Consider the following 25,663-nt stretch of genomic DNA (forward strand, 5'->3'; position numbering starts at 1 on the left):
AAGCAAGCCGGCAATGCCGGAAGGGGGCCGAAGCCCCCTCACTCAGTCGTCAAACGCCGCATCCAGCCGTGCTTTGAACCGGCTGTGGAACCGCGTCTCGCCGATGATATGCAGGTGGTTGGTGCCGTTCACCACTTCGGCCGGGGTGGCCCGCGGCGACAGACGGCGCCAATCCATGAGGTTGAGCCCCCGGCTGAGACTGTCGCCCGCGCTGAACGAGGCCACGGGCAGGTCGAGCGGCGCGGGGCGGTGTTGGCGGAATACCAATGCATTGTCGATCAGCACCCAGAAGGTGTGTTCCCGGCTCGAAATTTCCGGCCCGTCAAACGGCAGCGGCTCCGCCTCATTGCCGATAAAACGCAGGAACTGGTCGTAACATTCCGCATCCATCGCGCCGATGAGCCTGTCCCATTGCGCGCGCATCCTGGTCTTGCCGAGCCAGACCTGCAGGTCTTGCGCCAGAGCCTCGCGTTCGCCCGGGGCAAACTCCGGCGTGACCCCCGGCATGAAATCCGTGCCAAGATCGCAGACATCGACCATGCCCGTCAGGCGCAGGTCGACCTCCCCCTGCAACTGGCGCGCCGCTTCCCAGGCAAGCAACCCGCCCCAGGACCAGCCGAGGAAGGCAACCGGCTGCCCGGCGCTTTCGCGGCGGATGTGGTCGGCATATTGCGCCACGACCTCTTCGACGGAGACATTGAGCCTTTTCTCCTCGTTGAGCGAATGGCACAGGAAGCCGGTCACCGGTTGATCCGGGCCGAGGTAATCGGTGAGCCGCAGATATTCGCGCGTGGACACGAGCAGACCGGGAAAGCAATAGAGCCGGGGTTTCGTGCCGCTAGCGCGCAGTGCAATGGCACTGCGCCCGGTCTGACCGCCCGCCTCGATCCGCGCCGCGATGGCGCGCACGCTGGGCGCATCGAAGAGGTCCGCGATGGTCAGCGCCGTGCCGGGCCAGCGTTTGCGCATCCCCGCGAGGGCTTTCAAAGCCAGGAGAGACTTGCCGCCCATGGCAAAGAAATCGTCGGTGACCCCCATCTCCGGCGCGCCGATGATCTCGCGCCAGAGCGTGAGGATCGCCTCCTCGGCCTCGCCCACAGGCGGCACACCCGCGCCCTTGCGGGTCTGAACCGGCACCATGGGCAGGGCCGCACGGTCAAGTTTCGCATTCGGATTGGTCGGCATCTTCTCCAGAACGATCACTGCCTCGGGCAACATGTGCCTTGGCAGTTTCGTCTCCAGCCCGGCCAGCAGCGCCTCGCCTGCCGACAGCTCCGGCCCCACCACATAGGCCAGCAGCCGCTTTGCCGCGCCATCTTCGCGCAGCAGCACCAGGGCCTCGCTCACATCGGCATCGGTCAGCAGCGCGGCCTCGATCTCGCCCGGTTCGATACGGTAGCCGTTCACCTTGATCTGAAGATCGACTCGGCCGACGAATTCGATGGTGCCATCCTCGCGCCAGCGTCCCAGATCGCCGGTGCGATAAAGCCGCGCGCCGGAGGTCCCGTCGAGCAGCGGGCCAAAGGGATCGGGAATGAACCGGTCGGCGGTGACATCGGGTTTGCCGACATAGCCGCGTGCCACGCCCGTGCCGCCAAGATAGATCTCACCGACAACGCCCTGCGGGCAGGGCATCATCTCGGGGTCGAGCACATAGGCGCGCCGGTCGCCCACGGCCCGGCCAAGGGGGGCATAGACCCCCTCGAACCGCGTGCCGGCGGCGACTTTCCACACCATCGGTGTCATGATCGTCTCCGTCGGGCCATAGCCGTTGATCAGGGTCGCGGCCTTGAGCGCGCGGGACAGGTGATCGAAGGTCGATTGCGCCAAGCCCTCGCCACCAAAGCTGTAAAGCCGCATTGGCGGGGCGCTGTCGGTCTCTTCGGCCCATTCGGCGAGCTGTTGCAGATAGGTGGTCGGGATCGACGCGTTGTTGCAGCCGTGTTCGCGCATCGCGCCCAGCGTCTGTTCCGGGGTCCAGAGCGGCCCGTCGGGCACCACCACGGAGCCGCCCATCATCAGCGGCACCATCCAGCGCTCATGCCCGCCGTCCGAGGAGAACGGCAGGAACGGCAATTCGCGGCTTTCCGAACTCATCTCATAGACACGCGCGGTGGTCTGGTTGTGGTCGGTGAGCGGACCGTGTTCGACGGCAACGCCCTTGGGCTTTCCGGTCGAGCCGGAGGTATACATGACATAGGCGAGCTGGTCGGGGTGGATCACCACCTGCGGCGCGTCCAGGCGCAGCGGGTCGGCGAAATCTTCAAGGCAGAGCACCGTCGCGGACAGCCCATCCGGCAGCCTGTCGCGATAGCGCCGGCGGGTCAGCACAACCCGCACGCCCGCATCGGAAAGGATGTGGTGATTGCGGCTTTCGGGATGATCCGGTTCCACGGGGATATAGGCCCCGCCCGCCTTCATCGCGGCGAGGATCGCCACCATGGCATCGGCCCCGCGTTCGATCAGGATCGCGACTGGCACCTCGGCGCAAACACCGAGCGTGACGAGGTGATGCGCCAGGGCATTGGCCCGTGCGTCGAGCATGCCATGGGTAAACTGGTCTTCGCCGCAGATCACCGCCATCTTGTCCGGCGTGGCGCGGGCGTGATCCGCAATGATCTCATGGGTCGCGCGCCGGTCGATGGGCGTGTCATCCTGGTAGGGTGCAGAGAGCGCGTCCAGTTCCTGTTGCGACACCAGCGCGATGCGCGCCGTAGGTGCCTCGGGACTGTCCAGCCCGTCGGTGATCATCCGCTCAAGATGGGTAAGAAACCGGGCAATCTGGGCCTCGGTGAACAATCCCGCCTCCACATCGGCGATCAGCCGCAGACCCTCTGACGCATGTTCCGCGACAATCACCACCTCTTCGGCCAGGGGCGGCAGAGGCCGGGCAATGCGGGTGATCCCCTCGGGCAGGTCGCGGACCGGCAAGACGTGCAGCGACACCGCGCCCAGCGGATGCCGGTCCGCATCGGCGCGGCTCAGTCGATCCTGAATAAGCACCTCGGCAGGCAGAAGATGCGCGCGGCCCTCTGCAATGGCGCGGGCGATGCGGGCCTGCGCCTGACCAAAGCCCTTGAACGGATCGAGGGCCGCGCAAAGCGGCATGACACCGGCATGACGATGGTCGGATACAGCGGGCGAGCCGAGGGCAAAGCGCAGGTTCCGCAGCCCGGTGTAACGGTGCAACACAAGCGCAAGTGCTGTGGCCAGAACACTCTCGGTCCCCGCCGCTTGCAGGCGCGCCGACAGGGGCGCTGGCAACAGACGGGAAACCCGCAGGCGGGCGGTGTCCTCCGTCGTCGCCGGACGCGGGGGAATACGGGCAATCGCATAGCTGTCGAGCAGGTTTTGCCAGCCGCTCAGATCGCGCGCCCGGGTGACCCGGTCTTTGGCCGGTGTGGGCGCAGGCGCCACCTCGGGCCCCTCCATGATCCCGAGCTCCCGCCAAAGCGCCGCCTCGATCGTGGCAAACACACCGTCATCTGCAAGAATTGGATGCAGCGTAAGAGCCAGGAAATGCCCCCCGGATCGTGCCGTCCAGAGATCGGCAAACGCCATCTGGCCGCGCAACACGGGGCGCTGCGCGGTGCAGCGGTGGCGCACATCCGCGCGCAGACCCATGCCGCAATGCGTCAGCGGCGTTCCCCAGTCAAAATGCCGCCAGACCTCGCCGCCGGGGCGCTGTTCGAACCGGGAGGTGAACGCGGGGTGGTGGTTGAGCACCGCGTCGAGCGCATTGACAATCTGTGCCTCAGAATGACGCGCATCCAATCCGAGGATGAGAACTTCCGGGACAAAGGCCGCCAGTTCGCCCACCTGTTCATGCGCGAAAATGCGTTTTTCCAGATCGCCGAGGCGGCGCGGCTGCAGGGTGACGGCGGAGGTGTCGATGACCAGATCCTTGCTCATGCCGACGCCTCCGCCCGCATGGCCGCTTTCAACGCCTCGGGGCGCATGTCGGTCCAGGTTTCCGCGATTTGAGCCAGGCAGGCGTCGCGCGTGTCCGGGCCACCGGCAAGGTACCAGCCCGCGGGCGGATCATAGGCTGCGGGATGTACGGAATACCGGCCTTCGTGATTGCGCAGGATGCACCATTGCGCCTGAGGATGGGTCAGGGAATCTGCCTGCAAGCTGGCCTGTATCTGCAAACTGGTCTGGGGTGGGTGCGACATCGAAAACCTCCGGTCCGAATGTGAACTGTTTCCTCTCAGACGTGCGGGGCAGCGCGAAATTCACCTTGGCGGATTAAATTTTCGCTTCTTTCGATTTTTTCTCCTCTGGCTGTGAATTTCCCGATTGCCCGCACGTCTTGGTGTGAGACCCCGCATGCTGGACCACAGAATGAACGCACTCGACCTTGCCGATCCGAACCTGCCCAGACTGATGTTGCGTCTGGGTCTGCCCGCCATGGCCGGGCTGTCGCTGAACGCCGCGCATCAGGTGGTGGATGCGGGCTTTGTCGGGCGGCTGGGCGCGGAACCTCTGGCGGTCCTGACGCTGCTGGCGCCTTTCGCGGGCCTGATCGCGGCTCTGGGTGTCGGGCTGGGCGTCGGGGCCGCAAGCACATCGGCGCGGGCGCTTGGTGCGAGTGATCCGGAACGCGCCCGCCGCATCGCGGGGCTTGCCTTCTGCGTGGCTGGCGTTCTGGCGGTTGCCCTGTGGTGCCTGCTCCAGATCCTGCGCGCGCCGGTTCTGGACCTGCTTGGCACACCCGAGGGAAGCCTGGCACCTGCCCGCGCCTACTACCCGCTTTTGACCCTCACGATGTCCTTCGGGCTGATCCAGATCCTGTGCGACTTTCTTGCCATCGGGCGCGGACACGCAGCGATGAGCCTCAAGACACTTGCTCTGTGTTTCGGGCTGAACATGGCGCTCGATCCGCTGTTTATCTTTGGCCTTGATCTGGGGCTGAACGGCGCGGCCTGGGCAACGCTGACCGCCCAGATCGTCACGCTGTCGGTCTGGGCCGTCTGGTTCCGCGCCCCCGCCCGGCGTCCGAAGCCGGGAACCCTCTCGCTGCTGGCGCCGATGCTGCGTGTCGGCCTGCCGGAGGCGGCGGCGCTGGCTGTGACCACATTCGGCCTCACGGCTCTGCTGCGCCTCGCTGCCGATCTGGGCGGCGTCGCGGCGGTGGCCGGATTGGGCCTTGCCCTGCGCCTCGTGTTTGTCGTGACCCTGCCGCTGGAAGGGTTTGCCATCGGCGTTCAGCCCGTTCTCGCCCATGCTTTCGGGGCCGGTATATCGCGGCGCGCGGCTGATGCGCAGCGGCTCTTGCTCCGGGGCGCATTGGGCGTGGGGGCGGCTTTGGGCATCGTGCTGTGGCTCGGCGCGGTGCCGGTGAGCCGGGTTCTGAGCGTTGACACGAATGTTCAGGCGCATTGCGTTGCCGCACTTGGCTGGCTTGCCCTGTGTGTCCCTGCCGTGGCGCTGCGCCTGGTGGCGCAGATCGGCCTTCAGGCGGCGATCCGCCCCCGTGCCGCGCTTCTCCTCGGGCTGGCCCCGATGGGGTGGCTGTTCTGGCCTTTGCTGGCGCTCTTGGTGCCGCCTTTCGGGCTGTCCGCCCTGCCCGTTTCCATGGCGCTTGCCGCCTGCCTTTCCGCTCTTCTGGCGCTGATGCTGATGCGTCAGGGCCGCCTTTCCGCCACCACATCGGGAGTTTCCGCATGACCACATCTGATCCGACTTTTCCTGACCTCATCAGCCCGGTTCACCAGCCGCCCTTTTCGGCCAGCGCCCCGCCGATCTTTCAAAGCTCTTCCTTTCTGTTCGACAGCTACGCGCAGATCGCCGATGTCTTTGCCGGACGCTCGGACCGCCTGGTCTATTCGCGCGGTGACAACCCGACGGTAAGCGAGCTGGAGGGGCTGATCGCCCGGCTCGAAGGGACAGAGGCCGCGCGCGGGTTCTCTTCCGGCATGGCCGCGATCTGCGGCGCGGTACTGCCCTTTGTCCAAAGCGGAGACCGGATCGTCACGGTCGAGCATCTCTATTCCGATGCCTATCGCCTGTTTGAGACGGTTCTGCGCCGGTTCGGGGTCGAGACGATCTATGTCGACGGCACCGACACGCAGGCCGTGATCGACGCCTTGCCGGGCGCGCGCCTGGTCTATCTGGAAAGCCCGACAAGCTGGACGTTCCAGCCCCAGAATGTTGCCGCCATTGCCGCCGCAGCGCGGCGCCTTGGGGTGCTCTCCGTGATCGACAATTCCTGGGCCACCCCGGTGTTCCAGAAACCTGCCGCCCTTGGCATCGACCTCATCGTTCATGCCGCCTCGAAATACCTCTCCGGGCACAGTGACACGCTGGCCGGGCTGGTCGCCGGGCCGAAAGAGCTGATCACCAGGATCGACCACGAAGCAACGCATCTTTACGGCGGGCGCATGGCCCCGATGGATGCGTTTCTGGTGCTGCGCGGGATGAGGACGCTGCTGCTTCGGATGCGCACCCATATGGAGAGCGGGCTGACCATCGCCCGGACACTGGCTGACGATCCCCGGGTCACCGCGGTGCATCACCCCGGCCTCTCGGAGATGCCCAAAGGGCTGACCGGCTGCGGCGGGCTGTTCGCCTTTGACCTTGCGGAGGGTGTTGATGTCGAACGGTTCTGCAATGCGCTGCGAGTGATCCGTCTGGGTGTGAGCTGGGGCGGACCGGAAAGCCTGATTGTTCCGGGGCAGGCCGCCTGTGGCCTCGCCGGGGCGGCGAATTCCTTCCAACGCTTCGGCGTCAGCCCGCGCACCATCCGCCTCGCCGTGGGGCTGGAGCCGGTGGGGGCCCTGCTCTCCGATCTCGGCCAGGCGCTCAACCGGGCCGGGCAGGTCGCGGCATGAGGGACGCGGATCAAACAATGGGCAACTTCTGCCGGGTTTTGCTCCGGACCCTGCCAAGAGAGACACCAAAGGAGAGCCGCCATGCCTCGTGACCTGACTGAACAACCGCTTCTTGCGCGCCGGATCGGCGAGCGTATCGAAATCGCCGGATATGAGCCGCAGCGGCTCCGGGATCTGGGGGGCGGGCGGATTGAGCTTTCTGCCCCGCCGGGCGAGGATGCCTGCGCCCGGGCGCTGGCCGCCTTCGAGGCGCTGACCACGCAAGGTCCGGAGGTCGCGATCCGCCTCAAGGGGGCCGATTGGGCACCGCTTTTGCCAGAGCTGATGCAAAAGGGGATCGCACTTGCCACAGAGATCGGCCCCCTGGTTCTGCCCGCTGCCTTCTGGCAGGTGACGGACCGCTGGCTGACCCGAACCGTGCCGACCTATCCGACGCTCTGGACGCAAGGTCCGCATGGCCGTCATCCGATCCGCCCGCCCCGGTCCGAAGGGGTGCTGTATCGCCGTCATATCCCCTGGCTCGACCAATGGCTGACGCTGCGGGCGCTCGACATCTCCGATCTCGAAACATTCCATCGTTGGCAGAACGATCCGCGCGTGGCGGAGTTTTTCGAAGAGGCGGGGACGCTGGATGAACACCGCGACTATATCGCGCGGCTCCTGGCCGACCCGCATATGCTGCCGCTGATCGGGGCGCTGGACGGTCGCGATTTCGGCTATTTCGAGCTATACTGGTGCCGGGAGAACCGGCTGGGCGCGCAATATGACGCCGCCGCATGGGATCGTGGCTGGCATGTCCTGATCGGCGAAGAGGATATTCGCGGGGCCGATTACGTCACCGCATGGATGCCTTCGCTCATGCATTACATGTTCCTCGCGGAACCGCGTACCCAGACCGTGATGGGCGAGCCGAAAGCCAGCCACGCCCGACAGCTTGCCAATCTGTCGCGCGGTGGCTTTGCCCATCTGCGCCAGTTCGACTTTTCCCACAAACGTGCCAGCCTCGTCGCTCTCGAACGCCAGCATTTCTTCGAGGCCCGCCTCTGGGCGCGGCCAGAGACCGGCGGGGGCGCACCGCTCTGCTTTGCCCCTGCCCGCCTTCCCTCAACAGGAGACTGGACATGACTGCACCCACCCAACCCCCCCGGAACGACGATGAGATCTACGACCTGATCGGCATCGGTTTCGGCCCTTCGAACCTGTCGCTTGCGATTGCGATCGAAGAGGCGGGGCTGCCGATCCGGGTGAAATTCCTTGAAGCGCGGCCCGCATTCGCCTGGCATCCCGGCATGATGATCCCCGGCACGGATATGCAGATTTCGTTCCTCAAGGACCTCGTCTCGCAACGTAATCCGCAAAGCCGCTACAGCTTTCTCAATTACCTGCACAAGAAGGGGCGGATGAACGCCTTTATCAATCGCAAGACGTTTTTCCCGTCGCGGGTCGAGTTCAACGACTATCTCGGCTGGGTTGCCGGACAGTTTGACTACTGTGATTATGATCGGAACGTGTGCGGTATCGAACCGCTGGGCAATGTCGGCGCGGGCGGCACTGTTCAGACGCTCTGCGTCACCGCGCGCAACAGCGCGGGGGCTGAACATGTCTACCATGCACGAAACCTCGTGATTGCGCCGGGCGGCGCGCCGAAGTTGCCGCCGGTATGTGACGGCCTGCGCGGCGATGACCGCCTGTTCCATTCCAAAGACTACATGAGCCGGGTCGTGCCGGCGCTGAAGGCGGGGGACCGGATTGCCGTCGTGGGGGCGGGCCAGAGCGCGGCAGAGATTTTTGCCGATCTCGCCCAGAGAACGGAAGCGCCGCAGGTTGATCTCATCCTGCGCGGATCGGCGATGAAACCCTCCGACGATTCCCCCTTCGTGAACGAGATTTTCGCCCCTGAACAAACCGACCGGTTCCATGAGATGTCCGAAAGTCTCCGGCGCGGTCTGCTCGATGAGCTGTCAGGGACAAATTACGCGGTGGTCGACGAGGATCTGATCTGTGCCATCTATGCGATGCTTTACGAGCAATCCGTGAGCGGCGCGGGTCGGCTGCGGTTGCGCAGTCAGACACAGGTTGTTGCCATGTCGTCGGAGGATGCGAAGCTCCGGGTCGAGCTGCGCGGCCGCAAGGCGCGCGATACGAAGCTCTATGACAAGGTTGTTTTTGCGACCGGCTATTCCAGAAAACTCGATGCCAGTGTCCTGCATGGGCTGGCCCCACTGTGTGAAGCCACGGAAACCCGCCGGGATTACCGCTTGTCCATGAAGCCCGGCTTCCGGCCCGCTGTCTTCGTTCAAGGCTACAGCGAAAGCAGCCACGGGTTGAGCGATACCCTGCTGTCGGTGCTGGCGCAAAGATCGGCCGAGATTGTCGCGGTGCTCGGCACGCTGGTCAACGAGGCGCAGGCCATCGCCGCCGAATGACACGGACGCCCCCGCGCCATACACGCGGGGGATGTTCGCCGGTCGCGGAACTAACGCTTGGCGTGTCTCGGCTTCTCATGTACCAAGCGCTCATTCACTCAGCTTGTGCCAGGTAGATCGCTTTTAGCCGCTACATGAGGCCACAATGTCTGAGAGTCTGCCCGTCGATCCATTGTCGAGCGCGACGCCTGTCGTATCACCGGAAAACGCAGCCGTCCGCCGGCAGTTGCTGTACCATTTGGTACATGATCGCGACATGCTCATGTGTGAAGCCATGCGCATCCTGGGCTCTCCCGATCGTGCCGAAGACGTGCTGCAAGACGCGGTCCTGCGCTGCCTGTCCAGTCAGGCCTTGCAGCGGACCCCGGACAGTCCCTGCAGCTATTTGCGGCGCATGGTGCGCAATCTCGCGCTCGATCATTATCGAAAGCAGAAACGGGAAATTCCCTGCGATGCTTTTGCCGAGACGCTTGTCTGCCCGGCAACCCCAGTGGAACAGAAACTTTCTGCGCAAGAGGACCTTGTGCATCTGATGCGCGCACTCGGCGCATTATGCCCGAAACGGCGCTACGCTTTTGTGGAGGCGCGTCTCAAAGCAAAGCAACAGACAGAGATCGCCCGGGAAATGAACCTGTCCGCCTCCCGTGTCCATGCGCTGATCCAAAGCGCGCAGACCCAGCTTGAGGCGGCGCTGGCCGAGACCCTGTGAAAGGCGGACCCCGTAACCGCAGCAACGTATTATCGTGGCAAAGGCAGACATCCGGGCAAGCCTGCGGGCAGGACGATGTGGGCGCCGGTACGATACAGCGATGCCGCAAAACCGCTGCGCGGCGCGGCGAGGGTGACGCTCCAGCCATTGCTTCCCAGGATGGCGATATCATCTGACAGGGATTGCATGAAGCTGGCAGAGGGAAACAGGACCACCTGGGCGGGCGCCTCATCGGTCAGAAGGCTGACCGTGATCAGCGTCAGAATCCAGCCCGTGAACACCAGCGGCACCGTACAAAGGATGCCTCTAATAGTCATGGACATGCTCCAGCCGGGCACCGGATGCCGCAAGGTTCCGGATCTGGTCCGCAAGTTCAGTCACTTTCACCAGCACCAGATGGCGAAAGTCGCCGTATCCCTGCCTTGGGAGGCTGACAATTGCATCCTGATGACCTGGCTGATCCGAGAGGGCGGTAAAGAGAATGTCGTCATTGCCGGCAATCTCGCGGAATTGCCAGCCGTCCAGCGCCATGGACTGAAGCAGATGTGTCAGGATACGATAACGTGGTGTTTCAATGACGATACCTTCCGGGATCGTCTCGCCAATTGTTATCCCGTCATAGGCAGCCAGGTCTTCGGCGGGTTTGCCGGAAACAACCATGCGCAGGCGAAGTTCGTCAAATCCGGTTGCGGCAACCGCCCGGGCGATCAGATCGGCATATGCTGCTTTGGCACCATATTCGAGCCCGAGCGCAAGGCGCCGCTCGCGATCCCGCAAATTGCCGGTGGCTGCCTGGCGCAGGGCCTCTGCGTCTTCGCGAAAATGCCACCGATACCACGGCACCTGCTGCAGGAACGCTGCATAGTCAGCGGCCTGAACCGCAGAGAGATCATCCAACGGCGCGCGGCCCGCACCCCGTTGCCAGGCGAACAGGCGGCCGATGGTTTCTTCGTAGGCCGCCTTCACCATCAGTTCGGCGGTGAAGCTGACCCCGATGACATAGACCATCTGTTTGGTGGCGGAATCGACGTCGCCAACACCGGAAGCGGTTTCATTCAGGACACAAAGGGACGACCAGAATCCGGCAATGCTTTTGAAAAAACCAAATTCATGCGGGTTCCCCGTTCGGATGACCTCGGCATAATCGTCATAGGCGTGAACGATGTGCCATTCCGGATAGGTCAGCAGAGTGCGGGATTCCACCCGATGCTCTGCGGGTGGCAGCAAGGCCGCGTAAGGCGTTTGCACCTTGTCCCCCCTGCACATGGTTTCGACCCATGCCACAGGTGCAAGAAGGCCAGCGACAAGCAAAAGCAGGACGACCCCGACCCGTTTCACCCATGTCCACAACCGCTTCATGCCGGGGCGGACCTGAACCCCGCCCAGACCGCCAGACCACCGAGCCCCAGATGCGGCAGGTTGGCCAGAACGCGCAGCAACGAAAAATCAAGCCCGGCAGAGGGGTTGGTGAAAATCCCCAGATCAAGGAATCCGTAGCCCGTGAAGAACCCGAAAATACCATCGCCCAGATATGCCAGTCCAAACAGGATCAGAAAGGTCCGGGCCGCCCGGTAAGAGAGAAGCCCGGCCACAAGCGCCCATAACGCCGAGGCGACATGAAGGGCGTCATCGTAGATATCCAGTGCGAAAATACCGAATGCCAGCCCGTTTTCATCGGTCAGCCCGGGTATGTAGTTCAGCGAGGCCGCGATCATCAGCGCTGCGAAATATCCCAGCGAAAGTTTCTGCAAGTTGCTCATAATTGCCCCAAATAGCTGTCCCAGAGATTGTTGCGCAGGACCAGGTCCGGGTCCAGATCGCGTTTTGCCCGGGAAAACCGGACCGCATTTTCATAGGTTTGCGACAGCTGTGCGACGGTCGCATGCGGACGATACGGCAGGTAATAGGCCCCGTCGATGGCGGCGATCCTGTCGATCAGGTCGCGGGTCATGCGCGCCATGTCGGCCTCGCCGCGGATGGTCATTTCCTGGCTGAAGGACATCACCGCCGCAATGCGCGGCACCTTCGCATAGGACAACATGCTTTGATCGTCCTGCGCCACGTAACGCAGCGTGACATTCAGAAATTCCTGATAACTCGCCGGGATCACATCGCGGCAGGCCGTCAGGAATTCGCCGAACCGGTCGAAACCAACGAAATACTCGTGCAGGATATCAGTCCGGTCCGGGTTGCGGTCATCAAGCGTCATCACCGGTTCGTTGATCAGGGTATTGCGCGTGACCTCCCCCCCGCCAAGCGCCGGGCCAACGGCGGTTTCATTCCACCATCTGAACGCCTTCATCCTCTCATTGCCCAATTGTGCGCGATAGATCCGGCTGGCGGCATGCGCCATCCAGCCCGAGCCTGAGGCCGGCGGCAGCGCGGCCTGATCCGGTGTTTCGCGGTAGCTGACCAGCAAGGCCTTGGTGAAAAAGCTTTCGCGTTCGACGTTGAGGCGGCCATAGGCCATTGTCACATCCGGATCCCTGATCACCGCGTCAAAAGCATCGGCAAATGCCGGGGCGTCAATCACGTCAAACTGCGGGGCAAGCCGGCTGTTGGGCACCATGTCGACCTCAAGATCAACAATGACGCCGATCAGCCCGTAGCCGCCCATCGCGAGGTTGAAGAGATCCGTGTTTTCCGACCGCGAACAGGTCACCAGTTCACCATCTGGCATGACCATCCGCAAGGACCGCACGGTTGACCCCATTGGCCCAAAGGGCACCGGCCACCCATGGGCATTGACCGAAAACGTCGCGGCGACACCGAAATCATGGTTCGATTGCATCACCGCAGGGGAAAACCCGGCAGGATCAAGCGCGTTAATCACCTGAGACCAACGTGCCCCGGCATGGGCACGATAGCTGCGGCTGGCGCTGTCCAGTTCCACCGATCCATTGTCAAAGGTGATGGCCGTGCCGTTGCGGGGAATGGCCTGACCCCCCATGGAATGGCGCGCCGCCCCCACGTTCAGGGGCCGCCCGTCTTTACGCGCTGCGGCAAGTTCTTGTCGAACAAGGGCAATCAGGGCGTCATCGGGATCCTGTTTCACGACCATGTGTTTGTGGATCGGCGTTGGCGACAGGCCGCTTGCATCGTTCAAGGTGGTTTCACCTGCCCCGGAGGCTATGCGCCGGGTGCCCTCATAAACCGGCAGATTTGGTCCAAACGCCCGCGACAGGGTCCAGCCTGCAGCACCGCCTGCGCCCAACAGGGCCGCGCGCCGGGTGAATTTTTTCATGGCTGGGCCCCTCATCAATGACCTGGTCCGATTGGTCATTTGATACAGCCGACCCCATGGCCGTTACAAGGATATCAAAGGTAAGGAATTCCACCAGTTTCGGGTTTCAAGAGCGGTATTCGGCTTCGCATGCGCGGCAGTTTGCGTCAGATCGTCCAGTACCGGTCAGCTACGCAGGGCACCCCGTGATGCGTCACCTCATTTTTCGGTGGGCGCGCCTGTATCACCCCGTGTCGGCCCTCGCGGCAAGACCGCGCAACCAGGCGGCAATAGCATCTTCGCTCACCTGGCAGGACGCCAGCTCTTCCATCATCCGGACACCGATGCCGGGATCCGGCCTGAGGGGAACACCGTTCAATCGCAGGAAGGTAAACGTTGCCACGCAAGCCCCGCGCTTGTTGCCATCGACAAAGGCACGCGCCTTGGCGATGCTATCGGTATGGGCCGCCGCGGCCGGAATGCCTATGGGCGACAGGCGGAACTGGAGCCTTGCCGGGTGATCCTCAACCGGAAACTCCAGATGTACGACGAGATAGAGAAGGATAAAGCATGAGAATAATTGTGGTTGGTGCAGCTGGCGATATCGGACAGGCAGCCTGTAACGAACTTGGCCAGAGGCATGAAATCATCACCGTTGGCCGCACGACCGGCGACTTTCAAGTCGATATAGGCGACCTGAATGCGGTGAAGGCACTGTATGAGGCGGTCGGTGCGTTTGATGCCGTTGTGTCATGTGCGGGCGACGCGGCCTTCACGCCTTTGGCGGAAATGGATCAAGAGACCTTCATGGTTGGTCTCCGGCAAAAAGTCATGGGGCAGGTCAACCTCGTCCTTGCCGGACTGGGGGTCATATCAGATGCAGGTTCGTTCACCCTGACAAGCGGTGTTCTGGATCGCGACCCGATCCGAATGGGAACAAACGCGGCAACCGCGAACGGGGCATTGGCGGGGTTCGTCACCGGTGCCGCAATAGAAATGCCGCGCGGTTTGAGGATAAATGTCGTCAGCCCCGGAATGCTGGAGGTATCCGCACCGCGTTACGGCGCATGGTTCCGTGGTCACAAGCCGGTGTCATCTCATGACGTCGGTTTGGCTTATTCTAAATGTGTCGAGGGGGCTCGGACTGGACAGGTGGTGATCGTGGAGTAGCGCCGACCAAGGAAGAACCGGACATTGGCCCAGCCGCTGCCTGTGCACACATCGGGTATCGCCCTCCCGGGACGGAATGCGCAGGTCTCCGCCTGCCGCGCACCGACGGGGCGATTGAATTTTCGGACAAGGACCCGGCGCGGTGCTATATTGCGCGGCCGGTCCTCTGCCCCCGTACAGGTGGCTTGGGGCCGGAGTCTCCTAGTCTGAAAGACCCAGATAATGCTCTCCATGCATGCGATACCCGAAGCCTTCAACGTCGGAGAATGCGACGCGATCGTAACCGCCATATCCCAGGCACCCGCCGATCCGGCGCTGCTTGTGGGTCGCAACCGCGACCACAACATGCGCAATGCCGATCTGGTGTGGACCGACAAGGTGGACGGGCTGGGCTGGGTGATGGACCGGCTGATTGATCTGGTGCGGGTGGCGAACCGCGATCACTTTGGTTTCGATCTGACCGCATTTGAGGAAAGCCCGCAGGTGGCGATCTACCGCGCCACCGCCGGGGGGCATTTCGTGTGGCATTCGGACATTGGCGGCGGACCGATCTCGGCCAAGCGCAAGCTGACGCTGGTGCTGCAACTGTCGCCATCGGGCGACTATGAGGGCGGCACGTTGGAGGTGATGCCGGGTGCGCAGGTGCTGGAAGCCAGCCGGGCGCAAGGCTCCGTGACCGTGTTTCCCAGCTTTATGTTGCATCAGGTGACACCAGTACGCAGCGGCGTGCGCCATTCGCTGACCGTCTGGGCGCACGGGCCCGCGTTCCGGTGAAATGGGCCAACCCCAGATGATTTTGCGGCTTGCGCCGCGACGTTGATCCACGACGGGAGATCGGGCTTTCGCGAAAGCGGCTGAGAATGGCGGCCGCATTTCAGTTCAGCCTGCATTGATGATCGCTGGGGCCGGCAGAACTGCAGAACCGAAGCTGCTTTCAGCCAATGTCGTACAACCTTCGTGCTGCGGTTCCGTCCGACAGGTCACGCCATTCAGCGGCGCGGGAACAGACGTCGGCATAGCCGGTGCGGTGCTCGTGCTGGGTGTGGGGCCAGTCGCTGCCCCATACGACGTGATTGTCGGGCAGCAGGGATAACAGTTCGCCGGCATGGGGGGTGACGTCGAAAGACGTGCGGTAGTGGGCGGCGAACTTGAAGTAGAGGGCGCTTCTGTCGTGCAGATCGGCAACTGCCCGGATCATGGGATCGCTGCGGGGATCCGGGTCGGAAGGCAGGCCGAAATGGTCAATGACCAGGTTCACGCCCTGATCGGCAAGCGCAGGAAGGACCGGGGCAAGGCGCGGACCTTCGAGATGGATCTCAAGGTGCAGGTCGCGGTCTCTCAGCCGGGTCAGGAAACGCCGGGTCGGTGCGGCGCCGAGGTCCGACATGGCCGCGCCGCGCACGAGGTTCCAGCGGACACCGCGCATGCCGGCCTGCACCAGGCGATCCAGTTCCGCATCGCAAACCTCCAGCGGCACGACACCGACACCGGCGAAACGCGCGCGGTCCAGCTTGGCGAGCGCGGCACACATCTCGGAATTGTCGGCGCCGAGGAAACTGACCTGCACGATCACGCCACCGCGCAGCCCATGCGCCTCCTGATGTGCCAGCCAGTCATCCAGGGGCGCCGGATGGGCGGGAACATAGCGCGCGCCGTCGATGGCGGTGACGGTTTCATAGACATGCGCGTGGCAGTCGAACTGGATCATGAGGCCCTCCCGGAATAATTCATATATATGACCAGTTGACTGAATGGGTCAATATCGTTTAGAAGCTCCCGAGGGAGGATGACAATGAACAACGGATTCGCCACGACTGACGCAAGGCTGCCGGCCTATGCCCGGCTGCGCGACACGCTGGCGGCGCGCATTGCTGCCGGCGACTGGACGCCGGATACACCGATCCCCTCCGAGGCGCGGCTGGCGGCGGAATTCGACGTCTCCGTGGGCACGGTGCGCAAGGCGGTCGACGGGCTGGTCAGCGAAGGCCTGCTGGAACGGCGGCAAGGCTCGGGAACATTCATGCGCGCGCCGTCCTTCAATGCCAGCCTGTTCCGCTTCTTTCCGATGCGCGACAGCGACGGCGCGCCGCCATCCATCCCGCAAAGCCAGATGATCCTGCGCAGCAGGGCCGAGGCCCCCGCCGAGGCGGCCGAAGCACTTGGCAGCAAGGATGTGATCAAAATCGTGCGTCTGCGCAGCCTGTCGGAAGTGCCGGTGCTGTTCGAGGAAATCTACATTCCGCAGGCACGCTTCGCCGGGTTCGAGGAACTGCGCGACACCGACTTCGGCCCGCTACTGTATCCTGTCTATTTCGAACATTTCGGCGTGCTGGTGAGACGCGCAACCGACGAGGTGTCCTTCGGGCGCGCCACCGACACCGTGGCGCAGCAATTGCGCATCAAGTCCGGCGATCCGCTGGCGGTGATCCGGCGCACTGCCTTCGATGTCAAGGACAAGCCCATCGAATGGCGCATCGCCAGCGGCAGCGCCGAGGGCTTCCGCTATCGCAGCGAAATCAACTGACGACTTCAGTTTTATTGGGAGAGAGACCATGAAGATCAAGACAATCCTGCTCGGCCTGACCGCAGCCGCGGCGCTGGCCGCCCCGGCGCTGGCGGAATACCCCGAACGCGCCATCGAACTGACCATTCCGGCCGGTGCCGGTGGCGGCACCGACACCAGCGCCCGCAAGCTGGCAATCCTGCTTGAGGAAAAACTCGGCACCTCCATCGCCATCCTCAACGTGGGCGGCGGCGGCGGCTCGGTCGGCGCGTCCCAGTTCATGCAGGCCAAGCCGGACGGCTATTCGCTGTTCGCCACCTGGAACAGCCCGCTGACCACCGTGCCACAGGTGCAGAACGTGGCCTATGCGCTCGACAGTTTCACCCCCATCGCCTCGACTTCGGAAACCGCCTACACGCTCTGCGTGAAGGCCGATTTCCCGGCCACCACCGGCGCGGAATTCCTGGCCGAACTGGAGGCCAACCCGGGCAAGTACACCTACGGCAATGACGGCATCGGCGGCACGATGCAGCTTGCCGCCGAGCGCATCTTCCAGGCCAAGGGCATCAACGCCATCGCCATCCCCTTCGGCGGCGCGGGCGAGACGCTGCAGAACTTCCTCGGCGGCCACGTGGACATCTACGGCGGTTCGATCTCGACCGTGCTGCCCTATGTCGAGAACGGCGAGGCCAAGTGCCCGCTGGTGACCTCCGCCGCTGACGTGCCGGCACTGCCGGGCGCCTCTGGTCTGGACGCGCTGGGGCTGGCTGACAAGGAAACGCTCCTGTGGCGGGCCATTCTCGGGCCGAAGGGTCTCGATCAGGCGATTGTCGACAAGCTGGCCGATACCATCGAAGAGGCGGTCAACGATCCGTCCTATGTCGAATTCCTCGCCACCAAGGGCGAAGTGCCCAATGTGGTCAGGGGTGACGACCTCGGCGCGCGGCTGCAGGCCGAATACGACGCGCTCGCCGAAGTTTCCAAGAACCTCGGGCTCTGAGAAATGGAGAAGCGTCAGGATATCGCACTCGGGCTGCTCTTTGCCGCTTTCGGCATAGCGGCGGCCTGGATGGCGACCGGCTACACCGGGGCCAGCGGGAATTACCCGATGGTGCTGGGCCTGCTCCTGGCGCTTCTTGGCGGGGCGGTGACGGTCAGGGCCGTCCGCGCCACCCGAAACGAAGTGCGGGCACTGGTTGACGCGCCCGCGCAGATGATCATCGCAGCGGTGATCGCGACGATCTATGTGGCGCTGGTGGTGCCACTGGGCTTTTACACCGCCTCCTTCCTGCTGATGCTGGCGCTGCCGGCAGCGCTTGGGTTCCGCCAGGCGGTCTATGCGCTGATCGTGGCGCTGGTCTTCATGGCGCTGATCTACCTCGTCTTCTCGGTGCTGCTGGAAAAACCGCTGCCGCGCGAAGCTCTCCTGTCGCTCTTCGGGTCCGGAGCCTGACATGGAATTCTACACCAACGCCCTGACTCATGTCCTGTCCTTCGGGCCGTTGACGGCGATGATCGGCGCCACATTGCTCGGCGTTCTCATCGGCGCATTGCCGGGGTTGAACCCCGTGATGGCCATCGCGCTTCTGCTGCCGCTGACCTATTCGATGGATCCGCTTGTGGCGCTGGCCATGGTGGCGGGCATCTACAACGGGTCGATGTACGGCGGCGCGATCCCGGCGATCCTCTTGCGCATTCCCGGCACGCCCGCCTCCATCGCCACGACCTTCGACGGCTTCCCGATGGCCGACAAGGGAGAGGCCGCCAAGGCGCTGAAAATCGCCTGCTGGTCCTCCGCAATCGGCGGCATCGCCAGCGCCATTGCGCTGATGACAATGGGGCCGCTCCTGGCGCGGGTGACGCTGTTCTTCGGCCCGGCCGAGTATTTCTGGATCGCGATCTTCGGCATGGCCTCGGTCGGCGTCATGGTCGGTTCCGATCCGGTCAAGGGCATCATGGCCGCGGTGCTGGGGCTCCTGATCGGCACCATGGGCATCGATAACCTTTCTGGTCAGGCGCGCTTTACCTTTGGCCAGACCTGGCTTCTGGGCGGGCTCGACCTCATCGTGGTGCTGGTGGGGCTCTACGCGCTGCCGCCGGTGCTGCAACTCGCCGAAAAGGCCGATCTCAAGGGGCTCTCTGCCGCTCAGCTCAGGCTGACCAACGTGCCTTTCAAACCCGGCGAGATACGCGGGCTGATCCCGACATGGCTGCGCGCCTCCGGCATCGGCATCGGCGTCGGCATTCTGCCGGGCGCGGGCGGCAATATCGCGGCATTCCTCAGCTACAACGCGGCCAAGAACGCTTCCGATGACCCGTCGAGCTTTGGCAAGGGCAACCCGCAGGGCGTGGCGGCAGCGGAATGCGGCAACAACGCCGACAACGCCGCCTCGATGATCCCCGCGCTGTCGCTCGGCATCCCCGGCAACGTCGTCGCGGCGCTGGTGCTGAGCGCGCTGACCATCCACGGGTTGCAACCCGGCCCGCAACTCTTCCACCAGAACCCCGTTCTCGTTGGCGGCTTCATGATGGAAATGCTGCTGACCTCGGTCCTGATCTTCGCCCTCGGCGGCGCCGTCGCGACCCGCGTCTTTGCGCAGTTCCAGCGCCTGCCCGGCGTGCTCCTTGTGCCCTCGATCCTGATCCTGATGTGCGTGGGCGTCTACGTCATCAATGGCCGCCCGGTCGATCTCTGGGTGATGCTCGTCGCCGGTCTCGCGGGATACATCCTGGAGAAAGTGAACGTGCCGCTGGCGCCAATCATCCTCGGCATGATCCTCGGCCCCATGGCCGAACAGAGCGTCCGCCGCGCCCTGCTGATAAGCCGGGGCGACGCGACCGAACTTCTGACCCGCCCGATCTCCGCGGCATTTGCCATCGCGACCCTGCTCGTGATCGTCTGGCCCATCTTCAGGGCCATGCGCCGCCGGCGGAACACAACGAAGGCTTAAGTCCGCCAACGCCGCCTTCTGCGGTCGCTGATCCTGAACTGAGTGATACCGGAACCGGTGTTGTCGCGTGGGGAATACCTGCGCAAATGCTCAGGCACTCGCGCGTCGATAGAACGCCAAGGAGCCGGCGAGCATCAACAGCGCGCTGCCGCAAATCCGGTCAAGCCAGAGCGCGCCGGATTTCCGAAGCATCCTGACCGCCCGCGAGCCGAGCAGGGCGTAGCCGAACATGACCATGAAATCCACGCTCGCAAAGACCAGGGCGAGCAGTGCATATTGCTGAATCTGCGGTGCCGCTGGGTCGATGAACTGCGGCAGGAAAGCTGAAAAGAACAGGTAGCCCTTTGGATTTGTCACCGCCACGAGGAAGCTTTTCAGGAAAATAGACCGCGCCGATCCCGAACCGCCACCGCTCGCGGATCGAAGCGATTCATCAAGGGTTCCCTTGGAACGCAGGAGCACGACGCCAAGAAAGGCGAGATAGCCGACGCCGATCCATTTGACGACACTGAACCAGAATTCCGATGCGGCCAGCAGCGCGCCCAGCCCAAGGGCAACGGCACCGATCAGGACAAAATCGGAGAGTACCGCACCGATCATGCCGACAGATGCGCGCCGTGTTCCGAACTTCGAACCGTTCGTCAAAGCAAGCAAAACAGTCGGCCCGGGTGTTGCAATACCAATGAAGGCTACAAGCGCAAATGCAAGAATTGTGGTTTCGGTCATATCATCCTCCGCGGTGGTCCAGACAATCAAAACTGCACCCCCTTGCAAAAAGTCAGCAGCCGATCCCGGTGTCAACAGCGGCAGGTCGTGATCGACAATGCCGGTACTGGTGGATTGCGGATTGCAGCGACAGGCAAGACACCGCTGGCCTTGCTGCGACACGCCGGGCTGACCGAACTTGTAACCAGCCGGGCGTTCGAAGGGACGCGAAATTCGCAATACAACAAACCCGGCAGATTTGCCGACTACCTGCTCATCAATCGCGCGGCTGACGTGATCCATGAGCCGGAAGTATCCGACCATTGCCCGATCATTCTTGAGATCTGACGCTTTCCGGCCAGTCCGGGCAAGGGTGCCGCCAGGGGCGAAGTGGCACCCAGGCACGATCATGGGGCACAGGTGGGATGGAATAACCAGGCAGAGAACAGCAACCGAAAGAGCGCGAAGGGTTCAGCGCCGCTGATCCTCAGACCTCCGCCACCGCGTGACAGGAGACTTTTGCATGTCCCGCGGCATGCAGCAATTCGGGCATCACCTTGCCGCACTTTTCCATCGCGATGGGGCAGCGTGGATGAAATGCGCATCCACTTGGCGGATTCAACGGGCTGGGCGGTTCGCCTGCCTGCGCCTCCACCCGACGCTTGGGGTTCTGGATGTCAGGGATCGTCGCAAGCAGCAGCTTTGAATAGGGGTGCTGCGGTGCTGTGAAAAGCTGCTCGACCGGTGCCTGTTCGACAATGCGGCCAAGATACATGACCGCAATATGGTCGGACATGTGGCGTACCACGCTCAGGTCGTGACTGATGAAAAGATAGGTCAGCCCCAGTTCATCCTGCAGCCGTCGCATCAGGTTCAGAATTTGCGCCTGCACCGACACGTCCAGCGCCGAAGTGGGTTCGTCGCAGACCAGCAATTCCGGTTCCGACGCAAGCGCGCGCGCGATGGAAATGCGCTGCCGCTGGCCGCCGGAAAACTCATGCGGGAATTTCTGCGCATCATCGGCACCCAGCCCCACCGTTTCCAGCAGCTCGCGGACCCGCGCCATGGTTTCCTTCTCGGTGTCCCGCAATTTCATCTCGCGAATTGGTTCGGCGATGATATCGCCGACGCGCCAGCGCGGGTTCACGCTGGAATGCGGGTCCTGAAAGATCATCTGGACCCGGATCGGACGTCCCGTCGCCCCGGTGCCAAAGGAAATGTCACCGCGCGTGGTCTTGTAGAGCCCGGTTACCAGTCGGGCGACCGTGGATTTACCGCATCCCGATTCACCGACGATGCTGAAGCAGGTGCCCTTCTCGACCGTGAAGGAAACCTCCGACACCGCCTCGACGAACAGTTTCGGGCGCCGTTCGATCACGCGGTTCAGCCAGGGGGCGGAAACGTCAAAGACCTTGCTGACGCCATCGACGGTCAGCGCGGGAACATATGCAGTCATTGTGTGCCTCCCTGTTGCAGCCAGCATGCAGAACGCGTCACGCCTACCGAGACCAGCGGCGGCGGCGCGGCGCTGCATTTCGGACCGGCATGTGGGCAACGCGGGTGAAAGGCGCAGCCGGTCGGGCGCGCGTTCAGGCGTGGCATCGACCCATCGATCTGTGCCAGAGTCTCAACCCGGTCATGCAGGCTGGGGATCGCTGCCATCAGCCCCTTGGTATAGGGGTGTTGCGGGTTGTGGATCACCTCCGCTACAGGGCCGCTTTCGACCACCCGACCGGAATACATCACACAGACCCGGTCGGCGGTTTCGGCGATCACGCCCATATCATGTGTCACCAGCATGATCCCCACGCCGGTCTCGTCGCATAATTTGCGCAGCAGCGCGGTAATCTGCGCCTGGATGGACACGTCGAGAGCGGTTGTCGGCTCGTCCGCAATGATCAGACGCGGGCCAGCCGCAAGCGCCAATGCAATCACGACCCTCTGGCGCATCCCGCCCGAAAACTGATGCGGATACTGGCGCAGGCGTTCCCTGGGCGCCGGAATACCGACGCTTTGCAAAAGCGCCAGCGCGCGGTCATTTGCCGCCTCCTTTGACATGCCGCTGTGCAGCCGGATGGTTTCAACCAGCTGTTTGCCCACCGTGAACAGCGGGTTGAGCGCGGTCAGCGGGTCCTGAAAAATCGCCCCCATTTCGCGGCCGCGCACCTTGGTCAGTTCCTTTTCCGACAGGGTATCCACGCGCCTGCCACCGACGTGAATCGCGCCGCCGGATATGCGGCCCGGACTTTCCAGCAACCCGAGAACCGCCAACCCGGTGATGGATTTGCCCGCGCCGGATTCACCCACGACACCCAGGATCTCGCCCGGTGCGATCTGCATGGAAACATCGTCGATGGCCAAAAGCGTTCCGCGCCGGGACGGGAATTCAACACTTAACCCCGACACATCCAGCGCGGGGGTTGCCGCCTCGGGCTCTTTGCTTGCCGCAATGGGTTGCGCCATCATTTCAGTCTCCGATCAAAAGGGGAAAGGTGGGCGGAAAGATTTCTTCGACAGGCGGATGGCCCAGGGTCCTTTCGGGGTATTTCGCGATCAGCCCGTCGAATTGTTCCTGCACCTGCCGGCGCGCCGCCTTCATGTCGATCCCGGCCACGTCGCCATCCCGCATGGAAAGGCGGCCATCCACGATGGTGGCGCGGGTGACCCGGCCCGTCGCTCCTAGGATCAGGGTCTGAACCGGATCAATGCGCGGGGCCATATAGCTGTCGGCCATGTCGAAAACCGCGACATCCGCCTTGGCCCCGGCGCGCAGCACGCCAATGTCGTCGCGCTTCAGGCCCTTCGCCCCACCCAGGGTCGCCGCATCGAACATCTGGCCCGAGCTGACAGACTCCAGCCCGTCGTTCAGGCGGCAGGCCATCATGCCCACGGCCATGTTCAGCACCATATCGGGCGGCGCGGTATCGGTGCCCATGGCCACGTTGATGCCCATCTGACGCAATTTGGCAAAGGACCGCAGCGCGCCACCGTGCCGGGCCGACACCAGCGGGCAATGCACCACCGTCACGCCATTGTCGCAATAGCGGTCGAGGTCCTCAGCCGTAGCGACGGTCGCATGCGGCGCCAGCAGCCGCGGCGTCAGGCAGCCCAGCACGTCCAGCCATTCCGGCGCGGTCCTGCCGTGCAGCGCCCGCACCGTCTGCAATTCCATCTGCCCCTGCGCCATGTGCAGGCGCACCGGACAATCCAGGTCATCCGCCGCCGCCATGGTACGTTTCAACAGTTCTTCGGTGCAGGTCTCAACCCGGTCCGGCGCCAGCATCGGCGAAACCAGGTCCCTGCCCTGCATCGCTTCGGCAAAGACAATTGCGTCCTGCAACCCCTGCAACCCGCGCGCCTCGTCAAAGACAGCGCTCAACCGGCCCTGCTGATCCACCGCCATGCCACCCGACCGGTAGGCCGGGCCAAGCCAGACCCGAAGGCCCATCTGCTCTGCCGCATCCGCGGCGGCGGTGAATTCGTCGACCGTTTCGCCCCATGCGCGATAGAACAGCGAGGCAACCGGCGCGGCAGAGGTAATCCCGTTCAGCAGCAATTGCCCGAAGGCAAACCGTTTCTGCGCAACCAATGCGTCGGGTGTGTACATTTCATAGGGGCCACGATCCATGTAGGACAGTGGCCAGACACGGCCCTTGCGCTCACTGGGCCAGTTGTCATGTGCCAGCAGCGTCGTGTCCAGATCGCTCAATGCGTCGAGATCGACAAAGCCCGGAGCGATCAGCGCCGCCCCAATGTCGAACCGCGCCTGCAGCTCGCCCCCGAACCGGCCGCCTGCATGCAGCACCCGGTCGCCCTCGATCACGACCTCGCCGCCCTGCACCAGCCGCCGCCCCGCCGGGGTGTCCACAACCACCCAATCGGCAGTCAGGCTCCACCGGCCTTCAGGCCGCTTGCCAAGGGGAAGGTCGCCAAACCGCATCACGGCGCAGCCATCAGCGTGGCACCGTCGCGGGCGGTGACCTTACCCGCCTTCACCACCAGCTTGCGCGGCGCGTGGCGGACGATGGCATGGGCCACCGCAACCCCTTCGACGATGACCAGATCACCCGGCGCGCCAACTTTCAACGCGCGCCGTTCCATCCCCATCGCCTCGGCCCCGCCACCCGCGCAGACGTCAAGCGCCATGTACATCTCGGCGTCCGAGCGCAGGTTGCTGCGCAAGCCAACGAACTTGGCCCGTTCCAGCATGTCGCCATTGCCATAAGGCCCCCAGGTATCCTGAATCCCGTCATTGCCCGCGCCAAAGCGAATGCCATATTCCGCCATCTGCCTGACCAGAGGTGCGGGGCTGGACGCCGGCGCCGTTGTCATGATGCTCGCTTCCAGCGCCCCAAGGCGTTCCAGCAGCGGATTGACCCGCCCAGCGTCCGCCATCCCGAGACAGAAGGCATGGCTGACGGTCAGCATCCCCTTCATCCCCAGCGCCTCGGCCCGGTCGAGGATCTGTTCCATCGAAAACGCACCCAACTCGCCACGCTCATGCAGGTGAATGTCGATGCCCTTGCCGTGCTTTTCCGCCAGCCCGAAGATCGTATCCAGATGCCCCTTGGGGTCGTGATCGACGCCGCAAGGGTCAAGCCCGCCCATCAGGTCGGCACCCATCTTCATTGCCTCGTCCAGCAGTTCCGCGGTGCCGGGTGCAATCATCAGGCCTGACTGCGGGAAGGCGACAGTCTGAATCTCCACCACATCTGCCAGTTTTTCGGCGGTCTCCATCACCCCTTCCAGCGCCCGCAGACCGCCGGTCGTGTCAACATCCACATGGCTGCGGATCAATGTCGCGCCAAAGCTCGCTGTCTGGAGCGCGTGGCGCATCGACTGCACATGCGGATCAAGGTCAAGGCGCTGCTTCATCTGGCGCTCGTTGTCGATCATCGCCATCAGGTTCCCGCCGCCGACATCGTTGTGATACCAGGGGTAGCCAAGCAGCGACTTGTCGAGATGGGTATGCGCCTCGGTCAGGCCGGGCAGCGCAATGCGCCCGCCTGCGTCCTCGACTGCGGCTCCGGCACCGTCCAGATCGGCACCGATCCCGGCGATGCGCCCGTCCCGGATCAGGATTTCGGTCGGTTGTCCGTCCAGCACACGGACGTTTTTGATCAGCAGATCGCTCATTGTCTTG

Annotated in this window: 23 protein-coding genes; 11 read left to right on the top strand and 12 right to left on the bottom strand. The window is 63.6% G+C overall.

Going from position 1 to position 25,663, the window contains the following annotated elements:
• Positions 1-42 precede the first annotated feature (42 nt).
• Together PVW51_RS08940 and PVW51_RS08945 are read right to left on the bottom strand one after the other, a co-directional pair.
• Positions 43-3,912, bottom strand: coding sequence for an amino acid adenylation domain-containing protein (locus PVW51_RS08940; protein ID WP_274574623.1), 3,870 nt, complete (start codon positions 3,910-3,912; stop codon positions 43-45).
• Positions 3,909-4,175 (bottom strand): MbtH family protein, encoded by a 267-nt coding sequence (locus PVW51_RS08945; RefSeq protein ID WP_274574624.1) that lies wholly within the window; start codon positions 4,173-4,175, stop codon positions 3,909-3,911. Before PVW51_RS08945 ends, PVW51_RS08940 begins: the two co-directional genes overlap by 4 nt.
• A 169-nt stretch (positions 4,176-4,344) precedes the next feature.
• Here PVW51_RS08945 and PVW51_RS08950 point away from each other — a divergent pair, with 169 nt between their 5' ends.
• The 5 genes from PVW51_RS08950 (at position 4,345) to PVW51_RS08970 (ending at position 9,968) form a co-directional block, all read left to right on the top strand.
• On the top strand, positions 4,345-5,670 hold the full coding sequence (locus tag PVW51_RS08950) for an MATE family efflux transporter (RefSeq protein WP_274574625.1): 1,326 nt from the start codon (positions 4,345-4,347) through the stop codon (positions 5,668-5,670).
• Positions 5,667-6,833: a PLP-dependent transferase gene (locus tag PVW51_RS08955; RefSeq protein WP_274574626.1), complete on the top strand. Its 1,167-nt coding sequence runs from the start codon at positions 5,667-5,669 to the stop codon at positions 6,831-6,833. Before PVW51_RS08950 ends, PVW51_RS08955 begins: the two co-directional genes overlap by 4 nt.
• 81 nt (positions 6,834-6,914) lie before the next feature.
• Positions 6,915-7,958 (top strand): GNAT family N-acetyltransferase, encoded by a 1,044-nt coding sequence (locus PVW51_RS08960; protein ID WP_274574627.1) that lies wholly within the window; start codon positions 6,915-6,917, stop codon positions 7,956-7,958.
• Complete coding sequence (locus PVW51_RS08965) at positions 7,955-9,259, top strand: lysine N(6)-hydroxylase/L-ornithine N(5)-oxygenase family protein (RefSeq protein ID WP_274574628.1); 1,305 nt, start codon at positions 7,955-7,957, stop codon at positions 9,257-9,259. The genes PVW51_RS08960 and PVW51_RS08965 overlap by 4 nt, the downstream gene beginning before the upstream one ends.
• A 145-nt stretch (positions 9,260-9,404) precedes the next feature.
• Positions 9,405-9,968, top strand: a complete 564-nt coding sequence (locus PVW51_RS08970; RefSeq protein WP_274574629.1) for a sigma-70 family RNA polymerase sigma factor — start codon at positions 9,405-9,407, stop codon at positions 9,966-9,968.
• Between the two features lie 29 nt (positions 9,969-9,997).
• Here the strand turns inward: PVW51_RS08970 and PVW51_RS08975 are convergent, their stop codons facing one another.
• The 4 genes from PVW51_RS08975 to PVW51_RS08990 are packed head-to-tail and all read right to left on the bottom strand — an operon-like array spanning position 9,998 to position 13,212.
• Complete coding sequence (locus PVW51_RS08975; protein ID WP_274574630.1) at positions 9,998-10,285, bottom strand: hypothetical protein; 288 nt, start codon at positions 10,283-10,285, stop codon at positions 9,998-10,000.
• On the bottom strand, positions 10,275-11,327 hold the full coding sequence (locus PVW51_RS08980; protein WP_274574631.1) for a hypothetical protein: 1,053 nt from the start codon (positions 11,325-11,327) through the stop codon (positions 10,275-10,277). Before PVW51_RS08980 ends, PVW51_RS08975 begins: the two co-directional genes overlap by 11 nt.
• A complete protein-coding gene (locus tag PVW51_RS08985; protein WP_274574632.1) occupies positions 11,324-11,728 on the bottom strand; it encodes a hypothetical protein in 405 nt (134 codons plus the stop codon). The genes PVW51_RS08980 and PVW51_RS08985 overlap by 4 nt, the downstream gene beginning before the upstream one ends.
• Complete coding sequence (locus PVW51_RS08990) at positions 11,725-13,212, bottom strand: FAD-binding oxidoreductase (protein ID WP_274574633.1); 1,488 nt, start codon at positions 13,210-13,212, stop codon at positions 11,725-11,727. Before PVW51_RS08990 ends, PVW51_RS08985 begins: the two co-directional genes overlap by 4 nt.
• Positions 13,213-13,761: 549 nt before the next feature.
• On the opposite strand from PVW51_RS08990, the gene PVW51_RS09000 reads away from it, so the two are divergent.
• On the top strand, positions 13,762-14,361 hold the full coding sequence (locus PVW51_RS09000) for a short chain dehydrogenase (RefSeq protein ID WP_274574635.1): 600 nt from the start codon (positions 13,762-13,764) through the stop codon (positions 14,359-14,361).
• A gap of 222 nt (positions 14,362-14,583) precedes the next feature.
• A complete protein-coding gene (locus PVW51_RS09005) occupies positions 14,584-15,135 on the top strand; it encodes a 2OG-Fe(II) oxygenase (protein ID WP_274574638.1) in 552 nt (183 codons plus the stop codon).
• Between the two features lie 160 nt (positions 15,136-15,295).
• Here PVW51_RS09005 and PVW51_RS09010 read toward each other — a convergent pair whose 3' ends face one another.
• Positions 15,296-16,069, bottom strand: a complete 774-nt coding sequence (locus PVW51_RS09010) for an amidohydrolase family protein (protein ID WP_274574640.1) — start codon at positions 16,067-16,069, stop codon at positions 15,296-15,298.
• Between the two features lie 84 nt (positions 16,070-16,153).
• Between PVW51_RS09010 and PVW51_RS09015 the strand changes: the two genes are divergently transcribed.
• From PVW51_RS09015 to PVW51_RS09030, 4 genes are read left to right on the top strand one after another with little or no spacing between them, the layout of a single operon-like run.
• A complete protein-coding gene (locus PVW51_RS09015) occupies positions 16,154-16,885 on the top strand; it encodes a GntR family transcriptional regulator (protein WP_274574642.1) in 732 nt (243 codons plus the stop codon).
• A gap of 28 nt (positions 16,886-16,913) precedes the next feature.
• Positions 16,914-17,864 carry a tripartite tricarboxylate transporter substrate binding protein gene (locus PVW51_RS09020; protein WP_274574644.1) on the top strand — a complete coding sequence of 317 codons (951 nt, stop codon included), beginning with the start codon at positions 16,914-16,916 and terminating at the stop codon, positions 17,862-17,864.
• A 3-nt stretch (positions 17,865-17,867) separates the two neighbouring features.
• Entirely contained in the window at positions 17,868-18,317 is a 450-nt protein-coding gene (locus PVW51_RS09025; protein WP_274574646.1) for a tripartite tricarboxylate transporter TctB family protein, read from the top strand.
• Position 18,318: 1 nt separating this feature from the next.
• The gene (locus tag PVW51_RS09030) at positions 18,319-19,815 is read left to right on the top strand and encodes a tripartite tricarboxylate transporter permease (RefSeq protein ID WP_274574647.1); all 1,497 of its coding nucleotides are present in this window, start codon (positions 18,319-18,321) and stop codon (positions 19,813-19,815) included.
• A gap of 90 nt (positions 19,816-19,905) precedes the next feature.
• On the opposite strand, the gene PVW51_RS09035 is transcribed toward PVW51_RS09030, so the two are convergent.
• From PVW51_RS09035 to PVW51_RS09055, 5 genes are all read right to left on the bottom strand, one after another.
• On the bottom strand, positions 19,906-20,844 hold the full coding sequence (locus PVW51_RS09035) for a LysE family translocator (protein ID WP_274574648.1): 939 nt from the start codon (positions 20,842-20,844) through the stop codon (positions 19,906-19,908).
• 163 nt (positions 20,845-21,007) lie between these two features.
• Positions 21,008-21,976, bottom strand: a complete 969-nt coding sequence (locus PVW51_RS09040; RefSeq protein WP_274574649.1) for an ABC transporter ATP-binding protein — start codon at positions 21,974-21,976, stop codon at positions 21,008-21,010.
• Positions 21,973-22,986: an ABC transporter ATP-binding protein gene (locus tag PVW51_RS09045; RefSeq protein ID WP_274574650.1), complete on the bottom strand. Its 1,014-nt coding sequence runs from the start codon at positions 22,984-22,986 to the stop codon at positions 21,973-21,975. Before PVW51_RS09045 ends, PVW51_RS09040 begins: the two co-directional genes overlap by 4 nt.
• Before the next feature lies 1 nt (position 22,987).
• Entirely contained in the window at positions 22,988-24,460 is a 1,473-nt protein-coding gene (locus PVW51_RS09050; protein WP_274574651.1) for a chlorohydrolase family protein, read from the bottom strand.
• Complete coding sequence (locus PVW51_RS09055) at positions 24,460-25,656, bottom strand: amidohydrolase family protein (protein ID WP_274574652.1); 1,197 nt, start codon at positions 25,654-25,656, stop codon at positions 24,460-24,462. The genes PVW51_RS09050 and PVW51_RS09055 overlap by 1 nt, the downstream gene beginning before the upstream one ends.
• Positions 25,657-25,663 lie beyond the last annotated feature (7 nt).

The sequence above is a fragment of the Sulfitobacter sp. PR48 genome (genome assembly GCF_028807335.1).
Lineage (GTDB): Bacteria > Pseudomonadota > Alphaproteobacteria > Rhodobacterales > Rhodobacteraceae > Sulfitobacter.

Excerpts from the sequence above, each read along its gene's own strand:
- PVW51_RS08940 (WP_274574623.1), bottom strand. The coding sequence starts at position 3,912 with ATGAGCAAGGATCTGGTCATCGACACCTCCGCCGTCACCCTGCAGCCG.
- PVW51_RS09045 (WP_274574650.1), bottom strand. The coding sequence starts at position 22,986 with ATGATGGCGCAACCCATTGCGGCAAGCAAAGAGCCCGAGGCGGCAACC.
- PVW51_RS08950 (WP_274574625.1), top strand. The coding sequence starts at position 4,345 with ATGAACGCACTCGACCTTGCCGATCCGAACCTGCCCAGACTGATGTTG.
- PVW51_RS09005 (WP_274574638.1), top strand. The coding sequence starts at position 14,584 with ATGCTCTCCATGCATGCGATACCCGAAGCCTTCAACGTCGGAGAATGC.
- PVW51_RS09015 (WP_274574642.1), top strand. The coding sequence starts at position 16,154 with ATGAACAACGGATTCGCCACGACTGACGCAAGGCTGCCGGCCTATGCC.
- PVW51_RS09055 (WP_274574652.1), bottom strand. The coding sequence starts at position 25,656 with ATGAGCGATCTGCTGATCAAAAACGTCCGTGTGCTGGACGGACAACCG.
- PVW51_RS09010 (WP_274574640.1), bottom strand. The coding sequence starts at position 16,069 with ATGATCCAGTTCGACTGCCACGCGCATGTCTATGAAACCGTCACCGCC.
- PVW51_RS09035 (WP_274574648.1), bottom strand. The coding sequence starts at position 20,844 with ATGGTCGGATACTTCCGGCTCATGGATCACGTCAGCCGCGCGATTGAT.
- PVW51_RS09025 (WP_274574646.1), top strand. The coding sequence starts at position 17,868 with ATGGAGAAGCGTCAGGATATCGCACTCGGGCTGCTCTTTGCCGCTTTC.
- PVW51_RS08965 (WP_274574628.1), top strand. The coding sequence starts at position 7,955 with ATGACTGCACCCACCCAACCCCCCCGGAACGACGATGAGATCTACGAC.
- PVW51_RS09000 (WP_274574635.1), top strand. The coding sequence starts at position 13,762 with ATGAGAATAATTGTGGTTGGTGCAGCTGGCGATATCGGACAGGCAGCC.
- PVW51_RS08945 (WP_274574624.1), bottom strand. The coding sequence starts at position 4,175 with ATGTCGCACCCACCCCAGACCAGTTTGCAGATACAGGCCAGCTTGCAG.
- PVW51_RS08980 (WP_274574631.1), bottom strand. The coding sequence starts at position 11,327 with ATGAAGCGGTTGTGGACATGGGTGAAACGGGTCGGGGTCGTCCTGCTT.
- PVW51_RS08960 (WP_274574627.1), top strand. The coding sequence starts at position 6,915 with ATGCCTCGTGACCTGACTGAACAACCGCTTCTTGCGCGCCGGATCGGC.
- PVW51_RS08955 (WP_274574626.1), top strand. The coding sequence starts at position 5,667 with ATGACCACATCTGATCCGACTTTTCCTGACCTCATCAGCCCGGTTCAC.
- PVW51_RS09040 (WP_274574649.1), bottom strand. The coding sequence starts at position 21,976 with ATGACTGCATATGTTCCCGCGCTGACCGTCGATGGCGTCAGCAAGGTC.
- PVW51_RS09020 (WP_274574644.1), top strand. The coding sequence starts at position 16,914 with ATGAAGATCAAGACAATCCTGCTCGGCCTGACCGCAGCCGCGGCGCTG.
- PVW51_RS09050 (WP_274574651.1), bottom strand. The coding sequence starts at position 24,460 with ATGCGGTTTGGCGACCTTCCCCTTGGCAAGCGGCCTGAAGGCCGGTGG.
- PVW51_RS08985 (WP_274574632.1), bottom strand. The coding sequence starts at position 11,728 with ATGAGCAACTTGCAGAAACTTTCGCTGGGATATTTCGCAGCGCTGATG.
- PVW51_RS08970 (WP_274574629.1), top strand. The coding sequence starts at position 9,405 with ATGTCTGAGAGTCTGCCCGTCGATCCATTGTCGAGCGCGACGCCTGTC.
- PVW51_RS08975 (WP_274574630.1), bottom strand. The coding sequence starts at position 10,285 with ATGACTATTAGAGGCATCCTTTGTACGGTGCCGCTGGTGTTCACGGGC.
- PVW51_RS09030 (WP_274574647.1), top strand. The coding sequence starts at position 18,319 with ATGGAATTCTACACCAACGCCCTGACTCATGTCCTGTCCTTCGGGCCG.
- PVW51_RS08990 (WP_274574633.1), bottom strand. The coding sequence starts at position 13,212 with ATGAAAAAATTCACCCGGCGCGCGGCCCTGTTGGGCGCAGGCGGTGCT.